The 15,900-nt window shown below is 67.1% G+C and carries 17 protein-coding genes; 12 read left to right on the plus strand and 5 right to left on the minus strand.

What is annotated here, in order from left to right; all coding sequences use genetic code 11:
• The first annotated feature begins 72 nt into the window (after positions 1-72).
• Together WKF39_RS02560 and WKF39_RS02565 are read left to right on the plus strand one after the other, a co-directional pair.
• Positions 73-1,011 (plus strand): heme o synthase, encoded by a 939-nt coding sequence (locus WKF39_RS02560; protein ID WP_340385558.1) that lies wholly within the window; start codon positions 73-75, stop codon positions 1,009-1,011.
• Entirely contained in the window at positions 1,008-2,084 is a 1,077-nt protein-coding gene (locus WKF39_RS02565; protein ID WP_340385560.1) for a hypothetical protein, read from the plus strand. The genes WKF39_RS02560 and WKF39_RS02565 overlap by 4 nt, the downstream gene beginning before the upstream one ends.
• A gap of 11 nt (positions 2,085-2,095) precedes the next feature.
• Here the strand turns inward: WKF39_RS02565 and WKF39_RS02570 are convergent, their stop codons facing one another.
• Genes WKF39_RS02570 through WKF39_RS02580 form a run of 3 tightly spaced genes read right to left on the minus strand, consistent with a single transcriptional unit; the run spans position 2,096 to position 4,700 of the window.
• Entirely contained in the window at positions 2,096-3,004 is a 909-nt protein-coding gene (locus WKF39_RS02570; RefSeq protein WP_340385562.1) for a COX15/CtaA family protein, read from the minus strand.
• On the minus strand, positions 2,995-3,768 hold the full coding sequence (locus WKF39_RS02575; RefSeq protein ID WP_340385564.1) for an ABC transporter permease: 774 nt from the start codon (positions 3,766-3,768) through the stop codon (positions 2,995-2,997). Before WKF39_RS02575 ends, WKF39_RS02570 begins: the two co-directional genes overlap by 10 nt.
• Positions 3,765-4,700, minus strand: a complete 936-nt coding sequence (locus WKF39_RS02580; RefSeq protein WP_340385566.1) for an ABC transporter ATP-binding protein — start codon at positions 4,698-4,700, stop codon at positions 3,765-3,767. The genes WKF39_RS02575 and WKF39_RS02580 overlap by 4 nt, the downstream gene beginning before the upstream one ends.
• 50 nt (positions 4,701-4,750) lie before the next feature.
• Here WKF39_RS02580 and WKF39_RS02585 point away from each other — a divergent pair, with 50 nt between their 5' ends.
• Positions 4,751-5,836, plus strand: a complete 1,086-nt coding sequence (locus WKF39_RS02585; RefSeq protein WP_340385568.1) for an ATP-dependent DNA ligase — start codon at positions 4,751-4,753, stop codon at positions 5,834-5,836.
• Here WKF39_RS02585 and WKF39_RS02590 read toward each other — a convergent pair whose 3' ends face one another.
• Together WKF39_RS02590 and WKF39_RS02595 are read right to left on the minus strand one after the other, a co-directional pair.
• On the minus strand, positions 5,837-6,607 hold the full coding sequence (locus WKF39_RS02590; protein WP_340385618.1) for a GTP pyrophosphokinase family protein: 771 nt from the start codon (positions 6,605-6,607) through the stop codon (positions 5,837-5,839).
• A 96-nt stretch (positions 6,608-6,703) separates the two neighbouring features.
• Positions 6,704-7,771, minus strand: coding sequence for a DNA primase small subunit domain-containing protein (locus WKF39_RS02595; protein WP_340385570.1), 1,068 nt, complete (start codon positions 7,769-7,771; stop codon positions 6,704-6,706).
• 114 nt (positions 7,772-7,885) lie between these two features.
• Between WKF39_RS02595 and WKF39_RS02600 the strand changes: the two genes are divergently transcribed.
• From WKF39_RS02600 to WKF39_RS02640, 9 genes are all read left to right on the plus strand, one after another.
• Entirely contained in the window at positions 7,886-8,551 is a 666-nt protein-coding gene (locus WKF39_RS02600; RefSeq protein WP_340385572.1) for a metalloregulator ArsR/SmtB family transcription factor, read from the plus strand.
• Positions 8,548-10,011, plus strand: coding sequence for a Fe-S cluster assembly protein SufB (gene sufB, locus WKF39_RS02605; RefSeq protein WP_340385574.1), 1,464 nt, complete (start codon positions 8,548-8,550; stop codon positions 10,009-10,011). The genes WKF39_RS02600 and sufB overlap by 4 nt, the downstream gene beginning before the upstream one ends.
• On the plus strand, positions 10,008-11,180 hold the full coding sequence (gene sufD / locus WKF39_RS02610; RefSeq protein WP_340385576.1) for a Fe-S cluster assembly protein SufD: 1,173 nt from the start codon (positions 10,008-10,010) through the stop codon (positions 11,178-11,180). The genes sufB and sufD overlap by 4 nt, the downstream gene beginning before the upstream one ends.
• Positions 11,177-11,497 (plus strand): non-heme iron oxygenase ferredoxin subunit, encoded by a 321-nt coding sequence (locus WKF39_RS02615; RefSeq protein ID WP_340385578.1) that lies wholly within the window; start codon positions 11,177-11,179, stop codon positions 11,495-11,497. Before sufD ends, WKF39_RS02615 begins: the two co-directional genes overlap by 4 nt.
• Before the next feature lie 23 nt (positions 11,498-11,520).
• Positions 11,521-12,285: a Fe-S cluster assembly ATPase SufC gene (gene sufC / locus WKF39_RS02620; protein WP_340385580.1), complete on the plus strand. Its 765-nt coding sequence runs from the start codon at positions 11,521-11,523 to the stop codon at positions 12,283-12,285.
• Positions 12,282-13,568, plus strand: a complete 1,287-nt coding sequence (locus tag WKF39_RS02625) for a cysteine desulfurase (protein WP_340385582.1) — start codon at positions 12,282-12,284, stop codon at positions 13,566-13,568. Before sufC ends, WKF39_RS02625 begins: the two co-directional genes overlap by 4 nt.
• A 28-nt stretch (positions 13,569-13,596) precedes the next feature.
• Entirely contained in the window at positions 13,597-14,061 is a 465-nt protein-coding gene (gene sufU, locus WKF39_RS02630) for a Fe-S cluster assembly sulfur transfer protein SufU (protein WP_340385620.1), read from the plus strand.
• Positions 14,058-14,429, plus strand: coding sequence for a metal-sulfur cluster assembly factor (locus WKF39_RS02635; RefSeq protein WP_340385584.1), 372 nt, complete (start codon positions 14,058-14,060; stop codon positions 14,427-14,429). Before sufU ends, WKF39_RS02635 begins: the two co-directional genes overlap by 4 nt.
• A gap of 149 nt (positions 14,430-14,578) precedes the next feature.
• A partial coding sequence (locus WKF39_RS02640; protein WP_340385586.1) for a hypothetical protein occupies positions 14,579-15,900 on the plus strand: 1,322 nt, incomplete at its 3' end.

A 15,900-nucleotide genomic window follows, 5' to 3' on the forward strand; every position in this document is an offset into this window, starting at 1 on the left:
TACGAGAGACATGGTCCGGCAGCTTCACAGGCCGGCACGACGAGCCTACTCGCGTCCTTTAGACTGCTGCACGTGACCGCCGTCGACGTGAAGTCCGCCAACCCGGCTGACGTACCCACTTCCCCGCGTCTCACCGACGTCTTCAAGTCCTATGTTGCGCTGACCAAGCCGCGCATCATCGAGCTGCTGCTCCTGACGACCGTCCCGATCATGTTCCTCGCCGAGCAGGGTGTGCCCTCGGGCCGGCTCGTTGTCGCCACGGTCATCGGCGGGACCCTCTCGGCCGGGAGCGCCAACGCCCTCAACTGCGTTGTCGACGCCGACATCGATCAGCTCATGCGTCGCACTTCTCGCCGGCCGCTCCCACGTCACCAGGTCGGCACCCGCGGAGCGCTGTACTTCGGGCTGGTGCTCGGGGTCGTGTCGACCGTGTGGCTGTGGACCCTGGTCAACCCGTTGTCATCGATGCTGGCTCTCGCCGCCAACGTGTTCTACGTCGTCGGTTACACCATGATCCTCAAGCGCCGCACGACGCAGAACATCGTGTGGGGCGGAGCCGCGGGTTGCTTCCCCGCGCTGATCGGCTGGACCGCTGTGACGGGCGAGCTCGCATGGTCGCCGGTCGTGATGTTCCTGGTCGTGTTCTTCTGGACTCCTCCGCACTTCTGGTCGCTGGCGATGCGCTATCGCGAGGACTACTCCGCTGCCAGCGTTCCGATGCTCCCATCGGTCGCCACCTCCGCCGAGGTCGCCCGCCAGATCGTGATCTACTCCTGGGTCATGTTCGGCACGTCGCTGCTCCTGTGGCCGATCACCCCGACGGGCTGGTTCTATCCAGCGGTCGCGATCACGCTCGGGATCGTCTTCATGATCGAGGCCTACGACCTCAAGGCGCGGGCAGCGGACACCGAGGATCTCGCGATCCTCAAGCCCATGCGGTTGTTCCACTTCTCCAACGCCTATCTCGCCTTGCTGTTCGTCGCTGCGGCGGTCGATCCGTTCCTGAGGTGAACCCCGCGGCCTACCGGCTCGTCGCGGCGGCGCGGGAGCTGAATTTGTCCGAACGCTTCTTCGGCCGGTTCAGGAGGGTGGGGCTCCGGGGGGTCCTGGCCGATCTCAACCGGGTCGGCACGATCACGAAGGTGCCCGGCGAGGCGCCGGTCGCCGGGATGGCGTGGCAGCGCGACGACCAGGACACCACCCGTTGGTTCCCGCAGGGCATCACGACCTCGGCCGACGCCTATGGACCCGATCCGACGAGGGGGACCTTCGAGGGGCGCGACGTCGTGATCGTCAGCTGGTATGCCCACGGGTGGCGGGGCTGGCTGCAGCTCGGCTCGCGGGTGTCGGTCATCGACTGGACCGATGACGAGGCACCCCGCTATCGGCACGTCCTGCTGGCGGATCCGAAGCGGCGCTGGGGGTTCAACCTCCTGCGACCCGTGAGGGTCCATGCCGGCGGGATCGTCTGGTACGGCGACCACCTGTTCGTGGCGGGGAGCTCGTCGGGGATCCGGGTGTTCCGCCTCGACGACATCGTCCGCGTCCGCAACCGCCTGCGGGCCAAGGGCTATCGATATGTCCTGCCCCAGTACTCGTCCTACAGCGCCGAGCACGACGAGGGCGTGGGCAAGATGACCTACTCGTTCATGTCCCTGGACCGGGCCGGCGCGGAAGATCATCTGGTTGCCGGGGAGTATGGCCGCAAGGACGGCAGCCACCGGCTGATCCGCTATCCGATCGACCGGGACACCGAGCTGCTCCAAAGCGATGAGCGGGGGCGGGCCCGCGCGACGGAGCTGCACGACCGGCAGGTCGCCCGGATGCAGGGTGCGGTGATCGTGGACGGGACCTGGGCGATCACCTCGAGCAATGGCGAGGACAACGCCGGTGACCTCTGGGTCGGCACACCCGGTGACTACACGCGTCACCGAGGGGTGCTGCCGACCGGCCCGGAGGACATCACCTATTGGCCGCAGCGCCGGCAGCTCTGGTCGCTCACCGAGTGGCCGGGCCGCCGCTGGGTCTATGCGATCGACGCCGATCGCTGGCTGGCCAAGGACAGGGGCAAGGACGACGCGTGACGTTCGTCAGGTCAGCGGCTGTCGATGCTCTCGGCCCGGGCTGATGCTGGTGCGGTCGACGCGACCTCGACCAACAGCCTTGTGCCGGCGGCGATCAACACCGCCGCACCGACCAGGTGCACCGCGACCAGGGCGATCGGCAGGTCGGTGAGGTATTGCACGAAACCGATCGTCCCCTGGAGGAGCTCGGCGACCAGCAAGACGACCGCCAGGGGTGCGGCCCGGGTGTCCCCCAGTGCCAGGCAGCAGGCGATCGTGAGCGCCACCAGCAGATAGACGCTGATCGCATGCACGTGACTCATGAGCTGCGGGTCGAGCCCGTTGCGGGGTGCCTCAGCATCGCCGGCGTGGGGCCCGCTGCCGGTCACCACGGTGCCGAGATAGACCACGACCCACAGCACGCCATACGTCGCCAGGACGAGCCGGCGGGTCAGGGTGGGCAGGGTCAGGTCGGCAGCTTCGCGGGTCCTCAGGACCAACAGCACCGACGCCGCGATGAGCAGCATCGAGAGGATCAGGTGCAACGAGACGATCCACGGGTTGAGGTCGGTCAGCACCGTGATGCCGCCGATGACCCCCTGGAACGGCACGCCGAGGGCGATCAGCAGCGCCAGTCGCCGGAGCTCGCGAGTCGTGCCCACCCATCGCCATACCGCGACGAACGTGGCGATGACCACGGCGATGAGGACATACGTCAACATCCGGTTGCCGAACTCGATGACGCCGTGGACGCCGAGCTCCCGGTGCGGCACGAACGAGTCGTCAGTGCACCGCGGCCAGGTCGGGCAGCCAAGACCGGAGCCGGTCAGGCGGACGAGGCCACCGGTCAGCACGATCACGGTGTTGGCCACCACCGCAGCCCACGCCCACCACTCGACGCACCTGCGGTCCGGCGCCCGAAGGCTTGCGATCACTCCCACTTGAACGTCCTCGAGACTCCGAGGCCGCAACACACGGCCCATACGATCAGCACGACGATCGAGAATGCTCCCGGACCGTTGCCGGCGAACGTGTCACGCAACCCTTGGCCCAGCGCACCTGACGGCAGCAGCTCCAGGACGTGGCGGGACGCCTCGGGATAGCGGCTCAGGGGCACCAGCAGACCGCCGCCGACGAGCAGCAGGACATAGACGAGGTTGGCGACCGCGAGGGTTGCCTCTGCTCGGAGCGTGCCGGCGATCAGGAGCCCGAGGGAGCCGAACGCGGCGGTGCCGAGGACGGCGAGCACGATCAGCTGACCGAATGCGGTGAGGCCACCGTGTGGTTCCCAGCCGAGCAGGAGTCCGACGCCCGACAGGAGGGCAAGCTGAGCGGCCTCGACGAGGGCGATCGCGCCGATCTTGCCGACCATGAGCCCCCACCGGGGCAGGGGAGAGGCGCCGAGCCGTTTGATGATGCCGTAGCGACGCTCGAAGCCCGTCGCGATCGCGAGCGAGGTGAACGAGGTCGACAAGATCGCGAGAGCGAGGATGCCCGGCGTGATGATGTCGATGGGCCGTCCCGCACCGAGGTCGACGACATCATTGGACCGGGTGCCGAGCACGAGGAGCAGCAGCGGGATGACGAGCGTCAGGAGCACCTGCTCGCCATTGCGGGTCAGGAGCCGCAGCTCCATGGCGATCTGCGATCGCAGCATGGCCGGGCGCGGCGCAGCACCGGGACGGGGGGAGAGGTCGAGGGTCATCGCAGGGCCTTGCCGGTCAGCTCGAGGAAACGATCCTCGAGGGTCTGGCGCTCGACCAGCACTGAGTCGGTCAGGACGCCCTGACCTGCACACCACGCCGAGAGCGTCGCGAGCAGGGCCGGATCGACGTCGCCGGCGATGACGTATGCGCCTGGGCTCACCTCGTCGACCTTGGTGTCGTGCGGGAGCGCGAGCATGAGGTTCTCGACATCGAGGCCCGCTCGAGCGGTGAAGCGCACCGTGTTCTTGGCGCCGGAGGCGGCGAGGGCCTGCGGTGTGCCCGATGCGATGACCCGGCCCGCATCGACGATGTGGATCTGGTCGGAGAGGGTCTCGGCCTCGTCCATGAAGTGGGTCGTGAGCACTGTCGTCACGCCGCTGTCACGCAGCTCGGTCACCAGGTCCCAGGTCGATCGACGTGCCTGGGGGTCCAGCCCGGCCGTCGGCTCGTCGAGAAACAGGAGCTCGGGCCGGCCCACGATCGCCATCGCGAGGCTGAGCCGTTGCTGCTGGCCACCGGACAGCCGCCGATAGGGAGTCGACCCGTAGTCCTGCATCCCGAGGCGCTCGATCAGCATGCCGACATCGAGCGGGTGGGCGTGGAGCGAGGCGATGTGGCGCAACATCTCCGGGGCTCTGGCGCCGGACCACGCTCCGCCCGACTGAAGCATGACGCCGACCCGTGGCTTGAGCCGGGCGCCATCCGCGATCGGATCGAGGCCGAGAACCCTGACAGAGCCGCTCTGCGGCGTCCGGAAGCCCTCGCAGGTCTCGATCGTCGTGGTCTTGCCGGCGCCGTTGGGGCCGAGGATCGCTGTGACGGTGCCAGGCTCGACCGTCAGGCTGAGCCGGTCGGCGGCGGTGATCGAGCCATAGCGCATGACGAGGTCGACGACCTCGACGGCGGGCACCTCTCTAGCCGGCTCAGACACCCACACAGTGTAGGTGGCCGCTGTCCCAGGCCCGTCCTAGGCTGTCGGTCATGGATCTCCCCGTCATGCCACCGCTGCGACCCATGCTGGCGAAGTCGGTCAAGGGTGTGCCGGCGGCCGACTCGGTCGAGGGCGGCCTGTCATACGAGCCCAAGTGGGACGGCTTCCGCTGCATCGTCTTCCACGATGGCGACGAGGTGCAGCTCGCGAGCCGGTCGACCAAGGAGCTGACCCGCTACTTTCCGGAGATCGTCGAGGCGATCGAGGCCGAGGCCCCCGAGCGTTGTGTCCTCGACGGCGAGATCTTCATCGCGACAGATGGCCGACTCGAGTTCGACACGCTCTCGCAGCGCATACACCCGGCCGCTTCCCGGGTCGCGATGTTGTCGGTCGAGACGCCTGCCTCCTTCGTCGCATTCGACCTGTTGGCTCTCGGTGACGAGTCGCTGATGAACGAGCCGTTCGCGGTGCGCCGTGCCCGTCTCGAGGAGGCACTGGGCTCGGCCGCCGATCCGATCCACGTGACCCGCACGACGACCGATGCGGCCGAGGCGCACGAGTGGTTCGGGATCTTCGAGGGCGCCGGGCTCGATGGTGTCGTGGCCAAGGCGCTGGCCCGGCCGTATGCGCCCAACGGCCGGACGATGCTGAAGATCAAGCACTCCCGCACCGCCGACGTCGTCGTCGCGGGCTACCGATTGCACAAGACCTCTACCGCCGAGCGGCCCCTGCTGGGATCGCTGCTGCTGGGCCTCTATGCCGATGATGGCCAGCTGCAGCACGTGGGCGTCGCGGCGTCGTTCACCGAGACCCGCCGCGCTGAGCTGATCGACGAGCTCGAGCCGCTGATCGTCGACACCTCCGAGCACCCTTGGGGCAAGTGGCAGGACGCTGATGCGCAGGCCGGGTCCCGCCTGCCTGGCGGCCAGAGCCGCTGGTCTGGCACCAAGGACCTGTCGTTCGTCACGCTCGCGCCCACGCGCGTCGCCGAGGTCGGCTATGAGCACATGGAGGGCTCTCGATTCCGGCACACCGCGCAGTTCAAGCGGTGGCGACCTGACCGCGAGCCGGCGTCGTGCACCTACGGTCAGCTCGAGGAGGTCGCGAAGTACGACCTCGGTCAGATCCTGACCTGATCAGCTGCTGAGGTGACGGAGGCGGTCGATCAGCCCTTCGTCGGGGACCACGTCGGTGTGCTTGGTCAGCTCGTCCTTGAGCCCGTCGGGCAGCTCGCCGGCCGTCTTGACCTCGGTGTGGAGGCGCTCCATGGTGGCGTCGAGCTCGCAGGCGGTCTCGGCCGCGTCCTTGAGCCCGTCGAGGAGCGACGGGGGGACGTCCTCGCGATACTTGTAGTGGATCTTGTGCTCCAGGCTTGCCCAGAAATCCATCGCGATCGTGCGGAGCTGCACCTCGACCAGCACCGGGACCTCACCGTCACTGAGGAAGACCGGCACCTCGATCAGCGCGTGCAGGCTCCGATAGCCGTTCGACTTGGGCTGGGCGATGTAGTCCCGTACCTCGATGACGCGCACATCCGACTGTCCCGTGAGCAGGTCGAAGACCGTGTAGACGTCAGAGACGAAGCTGCAGGTGACGCGCACCCCGGCGATGTCGGTGATGCGCTCGGCGATCGACTCGAAGGTCGGGTCGCACTTCTTGCGGCCCATCTTCTCGACCACCGACTCAGGGCTCTTGAGCCGTGACGTCACATGCTCGATGGGGTTGGTGTGGTGCAGATGGGCGAACTCGTCCCGGAGGATCGACAGCTTGGTGACGATCTCCTCCATGCCGAACTTGTAGCGCATCATGAAGCGGGTGAAGTCCTGACGGAGCTGGTGCACGTCCTCCGACGCGAAGTCCGCATCAGGCCGGTCGATGAGTCGTCCGAGGTCCATCCGGGTCGGCATCGGGTCCACACCGCCACTGTAGGCAGGTGCCCTGTGGCCCGGCTGTGGGGGAGCCGGCCCTGAGCTTCTCGACGGGCCACCCATGACCATCAGCGGCTATTCTTCACTGGGATCACGGCGCGCCTTGCTGGGCTGCACGCGCTTCGGCTCGCCCGGCATTTTCGGATACTCCGGCGGAAAGGGCATCTCGCCGAGGCCCGCAGCGAGCTGCGCCTCCCACAGCTCGAGCAACGACGAGAGCGAGTGCTCGACATCATCGATCTCGCTCCAGGGGTCCCCGTGGTCGGCGAGGCGTCCGGGCACGGTGTGGAGCGTGAAGGCCCGCGGGTCGTCGAGCCCGGACAGCTCGTCCCACGACACGGGAGTCGACACCGTCGCGCCGGGTGCGGGCCGCAGGCTGTAGGCGGACGCGATCGTGCGATCGCGGCAGTTCTGGTTGAAGTCGACGAAGATGTTGTCGCCGCGCTCCTCCTTCCACCACGCGGTGGTGACACCGTCGGTGCGGCGTTCGAGCTCGCGGGCGAAGGCGATCGCGGCATGGCGTACGTCGGTGAACGTCCACAGTGGCTCGATGCGGGCGTACACGTGGATCCCGCGCTTGCCGCTGGTCTTGGCGAACGCGCGGATGCCCAGCTCGGCGAAAAGCTCACGGGCGACGTCTGCGATGCGTACGGCCTCGGCGAACGTCGCCGTGCCGAACGGGTCGAGGTCGATGCGCAGCTCATCAGGGCGGTCGTTGTCTGCACGGCGGGTCGGCCACGGGTGGAAGGTGATGGCGCCCATGTGTGCGGCCCACGCGGCCGTGGCGATCTCCGTCATGCAGATCTCATCGGCGATGCGGCCAGAGGGGAACAGGATGCGCGTGCTCTCGACGTATGGAGGCGCGCCCCGCATCATCCGCTTCTGATAGAACGCATCGCCGTGGCTGTCGGCCCGGGTCGACATCACCATGCCTTCGCGGACGCCCTTGGGCCAGCGCTCGAGGGCGACGGGGCGGTCGCGCAGCGCGCGCATCAGCCCCTCCTCGACGGCCACGTAGTACTCCGCGACCATCAGCTTGGTCACCTCGGGCGAGAAGTCGGTTGCCTCATAGATCACCCGGGTCGGACTCGAGACTCGGACCGCGCGCCCGCCGGCCTCGATCTCGACCGCATCACTTGCCATGACCGTCACTCTAGGCCCGCGGTGGTCGGGTAAGGATGACCTTCGTTGTCAGGGCTTGGTGAATAAAGGCACACTTGTCTTGTGAAATACACCGGGTCGCAGGATGCACCCACTGTGGAGGCCACAGTGGATGACGCCCCGACCCGCGAGCGCGTCGCCACCACGATCCTCGAGCACGGCCCCTCGACCGCCGCCGACCTGGCCGTGCAGCTGCGACTGACGCCCGCCGCCGTACGCCGGCACCTCGACCAGCTGCTCGAAGCCGGAATCCTGGAGACCCGGGACCAGCGCATCACGGGGCAGCGCGGACGCGGACGACCGGCCAAGGTCTTTGTCATCACTGACGCGGGTCGCGACCATTTCGCCCACGCCTATGACGAGCTCGCCGCCGGCGCGCTGCGCTATCTCGCCGAGACCGGGGGAGATGACGCCGTCCTCGCGTTCGCCCGCCACCGCCTCACCGACCTCGAGGACCGCTATCGCCCGCTGTTGGCGTTGGCCGAGCCGGCCGACCGCCCGCGTGCACTCGCCGAGGCGCTCAGCGCCGACGGCTTCGCCGCTTCGGTCGGTTCCACCCCCGCCGGCACCCAGATGTGCCAGCACCACTGCCCGGTCGCCCACGTGGCCGAGGAGTTCCCCCAGATGTGCGAGGCCGAGACCGAGATGTTTGCGCGTCTCCTTGGCACCCACGTGCAGCGGCTCGCCACGATCGCCCACGGCGATGGCATCTGCACGACCCACCTACCCACCGCCACACCTGCAGAGAGGTTGCCATCATGACGACCACGTCCCAAGAGACCGATGCAACAGAGAACAAGGCACCCAATGCCATCGAGGAGGCGAACCCGGGTCTCAAGGACGTCGGCCGCTACGAATTTGGCTGGTCCGACAAGACCGACGCCGGCGCGCTGTCCAAGCGTGGCCTGAGCGAGGACGTCGTCCGCAACATCTCGGCGCTCAAGAGCGAGCCCCAGTGGATGCTCGACCTGCGGCTCAAGGGCCTCAAGCTGTTTGGACGCAAGCCCATGCCGACGTGGGGCTCCGACCTCGGCGGCATCGACTTCGACAACATCAAGTACTTCGTGCGCTCCACCGAGAAGCAGGCCGCCACGTGGGAAGACCTGCCCGAAGACATCAAGAACACCTACGACCGCCTGGGCATCCCCGAGGCCGAGAAGCAGCGCCTCGTGTCCGGTGTCGCGGCCCAGTACGAGTCCGAGGTCGTCTACCACTCGATCCGTGAGGATCTCGAGGAGCAGGGCGTCCTGTTCCTCGACACCGACACGGCGCTCAAGGAGCACCCCGAGCTGTTCAAGGAGTACTTCGCGACGATCATCCCGGTCGGCGACAACAAGTTCTCCGCGCTCAACTCGGCCGTGTGGTCCGGTGGCTCGTTCATCTACGTGCCCAAGGGCGTCCACGTCGACATCCCGCTGCAGGCCTACTTCCGCATCAACACCGAGAACATGGGCCAGTTCGAGCGCACCCTGATCATCGCCGACGAGGACTCCTACGTTCATTACGTCGAGGGCTGCACCGCGCCGATCTATTCCAGCGACTCGCTGCACTCCGCGGTCGTGGAGATCGTCGTCAAGAAGGGCGCTCGCGTCCGCTACACGACGATCCAGAACTGGTCCAACAACGTCTACAACCTCGTCACCAAGCGCGCCGTCTGCGAAGAGGGCGCCACGATGGAGTGGGTCGACGGCAACATCGGGTCGAAGGTCACGATGAAGTACCCGGCGGTCTATCTCATGGGCGAGCACGCCCGCGGCGAGACCCTGTCGATCGCCTTCGCCGGTGAAGGACAGCACCAGGACGCCGGCGCCAAGATGGTGCACGCCGCCCCCAACACGTCGAGCTCGATCCTGAGCAAGTCCGTCGCCCGCGGCGGTGGGCGTACGTCCTATCGCGGCCTGCTCCAAGTGCTCGAAGGCGCCGAGGGCTCGGCCAGCACGGTCAAGTGCGACGCGCTCCTGGTCGACCAGATCAGCCGCTCGGACACGTATCCCTATGTCGACGTCCGCGAGGACGATGTGACGCTCGGCCACGAGGCCACGGTCTCCAAGCTCAGCGACGACCAGCTCTTCTACTTCATGTCGCGAGGCATGGAGGAGGACGAGGCCATGGCGATGATCGTGCGCGGATTCGTCGAGCCGATCGCGCGCGAGCTGCCGATGGAGTATGCCCTCGAGCTCAATCGCCTCATCGAACTCCAGATGGAGGGTGCAGTCGGATGACGACGACGCAAACCGTCGCCGAAGCGCTCGAGCTCAGCCCGGTCGAGTCGCATCTGCACCCCGAGGGGTCCTTCGACCTTGCGGACCACGATGTGCCGACAGGCCTGGAGGAGATCTGGCGGTTCACCCCGCTCAAGCGCCTCCGCGGACTCCATCAGGACACGCCACTGGACGGCGAGGACTTCAAGGTCGAGGTCGACGCCGCCGAAGGCGTCACCGCGGTCTCGGTCCCGGCCGCCGACTCGGCCCGTGGTGCGTCGGGCTACGTGCCTGTCGACCGCGTCTCGGCTCGCGCGTGGGATGCCGCCCGTTCGGTCTTCGAGATCACGATCCCGGCCGATGCAATCGTCGAGGCGCCCACGACGATCCGCCTGCACGGTGGCGGCCTCGAAAAGGCTGGCGCCGGACATCTTCTCGTCCGCGCAGGCCGATTCTCCAAGGCCGTCGTCATCGTCGACTACGACGGATCAGCGACGTGGGCCGAGAACATCGAGGTCGTACTCGAGGACGGCGCACAGCTGACATTCGTCACGGTCCAGGACTGGAATGACGACAGCGTCCACGTCGTCACACAGCACGCCCGGGTCGGCCGTGATGCCGGGCTGCGCCACATCGCGGTCTCGCTCGGCGGCGACGTCGTCCGCGCGAGCACCTCGGCGGACTACCTCGGCACGGGCGGCAGCGTCGAGATGCTGGGTGTCTACTTCGCCGACGAGGGCCAGCACATCGAGCACCGCCTCTTTGTCGACCACACGGCTCCGCGCACCAAGAGCAACGTGGAATACAAGGGCGCTCTCCAGGGCAAGGACGCCCACACGGTCTGGATCGGCAACGTCTTGATCCGCAAGGAGGCCGAAGGCATCCTGACCTACGAGAGCAACGACAACCTGGTGCTGACCGACGGCGCCAAGGCCGACTCGGTGCCCAACCTCGAGATCGAGACCGGTGACATCGAAGGTGCGGGTCACGCCTCCACGACCGGGCGCTTCGACGACGAGCACCTGTTCTACCTCCAGAGCCGCGGCATCGAAGAGGAAGAGGCCCGTCGCCTCGTCGTGCACGGATTCTTCAACGACATCATCCGGCGCATCGGCGTCCCCTCCCTCCAGGAGCGCCTGATCGCCTCCATCGAGGAGGAGCTCGCCGAACACGTAGGACGCCTCGCATGAACAGCGTGACGTTCGCGGCGAAGCTCGCAGACATACCGAAGGGCGGTGTCCTCGCGGTGAGCATCAGCGGCGAGGAGATCGCGCTGGTGCGCGATGGCGATGACGTCTACGCACTGCGTGATGAGTGCTCGCATGCCTCGATTCCGCTGTCAGAGGGCGATGTCGAAGGCTGCGAGATCGAGTGCTGGTTGCACGGATCGCGCTTCGACGTCCGCACCGGCAAGCCGGTCAACCTGCCCGCCACCGAACCCATCCCGACTTACCCCACCCAGATCGAGGGGGACGCCGTCATGGTCGACCTCTCTGCCAACTCGTAAGCACAGCCAGGAGCTGAACACACATGTCTACCCTTGAGATCAAGGACCTTCACGTCTCGGTGCACACCGAGGAAGGCGACAAGGAGATCCTCAAAGGCGTCAACCTGACGGTCAAGTCCGGCGAGGTCCACGCGATCATGGGCCCCAACGGCTCCGGCAAGTCGACGCTGGCCTACTCCATCGCCGGCCACCCGAAGTACGACATCACGGGCGGATCGGTGACCCTCGACGGCGTCGACATCTTGTCGATGAAGGTCGACGAGCGCGCTCGCGCCGGGCTGTTCCTCGCGATGCAGTACCCCGTCGAGGTTCCCGGCGTCTCGGTCGCCAACTTCTTGCGCACCGCCAAGACCGCGATCGACGGCGAGGCCCCCAAGCTCCGCACCTGGGTCAAGGACGTCAACGAGGCGCTCGAGCGGGTGACGCTCGGCAAGGAGTTCGCGCAGCGCAGCGTCAACGAGGGCTTCTCCGGTGGCGAGAAGAAGCGCCACGAGATCGCGCAGCTCGAGCTGCTCAACCCCAAGTTCGCCGTGCTCGACGAGACTGACTCGGGCCTGGACATCGACGCGTTGCGAGTCGTCTCCGACGGCGTCAACCGCTACAGCCAGCAGGGTGATCGGGGCGTCCTGCTGATCACGCACTACACGCGCATCCTGCAGTACATCAAGCCCGACTACGTCCACGTGTTCGTCGCGGGGCGCCTCGCTGAGAGCGGCGGTCGCGAGCTCGCCGATCAGCTCGAGGCCGAGGGCTACGACAAGTACGTCAAGGCCGCGGCACAGGGATGACCGTCGTCGAGGGCACCCAGACATACGGCGCTTCGTCGTATGAGGTGGCCAGGATCAGGGAGGACTTCCCGATCCTGGGTCGTCGCCTGGCCGGCGACCTCCCGCTGGTCTACCTCGACAGCGCCAACACCTCGCAGAAGCCGCGGCAGGTCATCGACGCGATAGATGATCACTACCGCCATCACAACGCCAATGTCGCTCGTGCGATGCACCAGCTGGGTGCCGAGGCCAGCGCAGCATTCGAGCTCGGACGCGACAAGGTTGCGGCATTCATCGGCGCACCGAGCCGCGACGAGGTCATCTTTGCCAAGAACGCCTCCGAGGCGCTCAACCTCGTGGCGCGGGTGCTCGGCGACAGTGCCGTTGGAGATCGTGGTCGCATCGGCCCGGACCACGAGATCGTGATCACCGAGATGGAGCACCACTCCAACATCGTGCCGTGGCAGCAGCTGAGCCAGCGCACGGGCGCGAGCCTGCGGTGGTTCGGGGTGACCGACGAAGGACGGCTCGACCTTGACGACATCGACTCGCTCATCACCGAGCAGACCGCGGTCGTCTCCCTCACCTGGGTCTCCAACATGCTCGGCACGATCAACCCGCTCGAGACGATCATCGCCAAGGCCCATTCGGTCGGTGCCCTGGTCGTCGTCGACGCGTCGCAAGCCGTGCCGCAGCTGCCGGTTGACGTCGCCGCGCTCGGTGCCGACTTCGTCGCCTTCACGGGCCACAAGATGGTGGGCCCGACCGGTATCGGTGTGCTCTGGGGCCGCTACGACCTGCTCGCCGAGCTGCCGCCGTTCCTCGGTGGTGGCGAGATGATCGAGACCGTCACGATGGCGAGCTCGACGTACGCTCCGCCACCGGCACGCTTCGAGGCGGGCACCCCGCCGATCGCCCAGGCTGTCGGCCTCGGCGCAGCGGTCGACTATCTCGCCGCGATCGGCATGGACAATGTCGCCGCCCACGAGCAGGAGATCACGGCCTACGCGCTGGGTGCACTGCAGGAGATCGACGGGCTGACGATCGTCGGGCCCAGGACTGCCGTGGATCGTGGGGGAGCGATCAGCTTCACCCTCGGCGACATCCATCCGCATGATGTCTCGCAGCTACTCGACTCACGCGGCGTCGCCGTACGAGCCGGCCACCACTGCGCCAAGCCCGCGCACCAGCGCTTCGGCGTGCAGTCAACGACCCGAGCATCGTTCTACCTCTACACGACACGCGAGGAAATCGATGCATTGGTGAGTGGTCTGGTCGCCACGAAGAAATACTTCGGGAACTAGGTGAGGCGACGGTATGTCTAACCCAAGTATGGATGTTGACTCCTTGTACCAGGAGATCATCCTGGACCACTACAAGCGACCCCATGGCGCGGGCCTGCGCGAGCCCTTCGAGGCCGAGGTGCACCACGTCAATCCGACCTGCGGTGACGAGATCACGCTGCGGGTGCACCTCGACGGCGAGACAGTCTCGGACGTCTCCTACGCCGCGCAGGGCTGCTCGATCAGCCAGGCGTCCGTCTCGGTGCTCAATGAGCTCCTCATCGGCAAGACCGTCGATGAGGGCATGTCAGTGCTCGAGGCCTTCACCGAGCTGATGCAGGGCAAGGGCAAGATCGAGCCCGACGAAGACGTCCTCGAGGACGCCATCGCCTTCGCCGGCGTCGCTCAGTTCCCGGCCCGGGTCAAGTGCGCGCTGCTGGGCTGGATGGCCTGGAAGGACGCAGTCTCACAAGCGCTCGTCACCACCAACTCAACAACTGGGGAGACCAGATGACCGACCACACAGACCTTCCGCACGTCGACGTCGAAGCGGCGAGTCAGCCCAAGGGAGCCACGACCCAGGAAGACGTCATCGAGGCAATGAAGGACGTCGTCGACCCCGAGCTCGGCATCAACGTCGTCGATCTCGGCCTGGTCTATGGCGCAGACGTCGATGAGCACAGCAACACCGTGCTCTCGATGACGCTGACCTCGGCGGCCTGCCCGTTGACCGATGTCATCGAGGACCAGACCCGCGCGGCGCTCGACGGTCTCGTCAACGACTTCCGGATCGAGTGGGTCTGGATGCCGCCGTGGGGCCCAGACAAGATCACCGACGACGGCCGCGAGATGCTCCGGGCCCTCGGCTTCAACATCGGCTGAGTCCGCAATTCACCGGAAGTGCCCCATGTCGGCCCGGCCGAGGACTATGGTCTTGTCCACAGGGGGACTTGAGGCCTGACACTTGGGAGGGTGTCGGACTCGCTGACGGCTCCGGTCGTGGTGTCCCTTGAAATCGGGAGGGAGCCCACATGAGTGCCATCAGTCGGCGCGGCTTGGTGTTCGCGCGTGTTTTCGTCACTTCTATCGCCGTGTCCATCGCCCTGACGGGGATCGGTCTCGGGCAGGACGCGGCCACCGCGGAGACGGTGATGATCGAGTGGTCGACGACTGTGACCCGCGAGGAGACCGTGACGGTGACCGAGACGGCCACCGTCGATGGTTTCCAGGGTTCTGGGACGGCCACCGCGACCGCTTCGGCGACCGCGACCGGCACGGCGAGGGCTGCGACGAATTGGGAGGTCTTCTATGCCGCGACGGTGGACGCTCATACGAAGGCTCGCGACGCCGCACGCGCCAAGGCCGACGCCGAGGCCAGGCCCATCGCGAAGGCGCGTGCCGAGGCTGACGCACGCCAGAAGGCCGCGGCTGGGCCGGTGATGATCGAGTGGTCGACGACTGTGACCCGCGAGGAGACCGTGACGGTGACCGAGACGGCCACCGTCGATGGTTTCCAGGGTTCTGGGACGGCCACCGCGACCGCTTCGGCGACCGCGACCGGCACGGCGAGGGCTGCGACGAATTGGGAGGTCTTCTATGCCGCGACGGTGGACGCTCATACGAAGGCTCGCGACGCCGCACGCGCCAAGGCCGACGCCGAGGCCAGGCCCATCGCGAAGGCGCGTGCCGAGGCTGACGCACGCCAGAAGGCCGCGGCTGGGCCGGTGATGATCGAGTGGTCGACGACTGTGACCCGCGAGGAGACCGTGACGGTGACCGAGACGGCCACCGTCGATGGTTTCCAGGGTTCTGGGACGGCCACCGCGACCGCTTCGGCGACCGCGACCGGCACGGCGAGGGCTGCGACGAATTGGGAGGTCTTCTATGCCGCGACGGTGGACGCTCATACGAAGGCTCGCGACGCCGCACGCGCCAAGGCCGACGCCGAGGCCAGGCCCATCGCGAAGGCGCGTGCCGAGGCTGACGCACGCCAGAAGGCCGCGGCTGGGCCGGTGATGATCGAGTGGTCGACGACTGTGACCCGCGAGGAGACCGTGACGGTGACCGAGACGGCCACCGTCGATGGTTTCCAGGGTTCTGGGACGGCCACCGCGACCGCTTCGGCGACCGCGACCGGCACGGCGAGGGCTGCGACGAATTGGGAGGTCTTCTATGCCGCGACGGTGGACGCTCATACGAAGGCTCGCGACGCCGCACGCGCCAAGGCCGACGCCGAGGCCAGGCCCATCGCGAAGGCGCGTGCCGAGGCTGACGCACGCCAGAAGGCCGCGGCTGGGCCGGTGATGATCGAGTGGTCGACGACTGTGACCCGCGAGGAGACCGTGACGGTGAC

The organism is Aeromicrobium sp., assembly GCF_037719875.1.
Taxonomy (GTDB): domain Bacteria; phylum Actinomycetota; class Actinomycetes; order Propionibacteriales; family Nocardioidaceae; genus Aeromicrobium.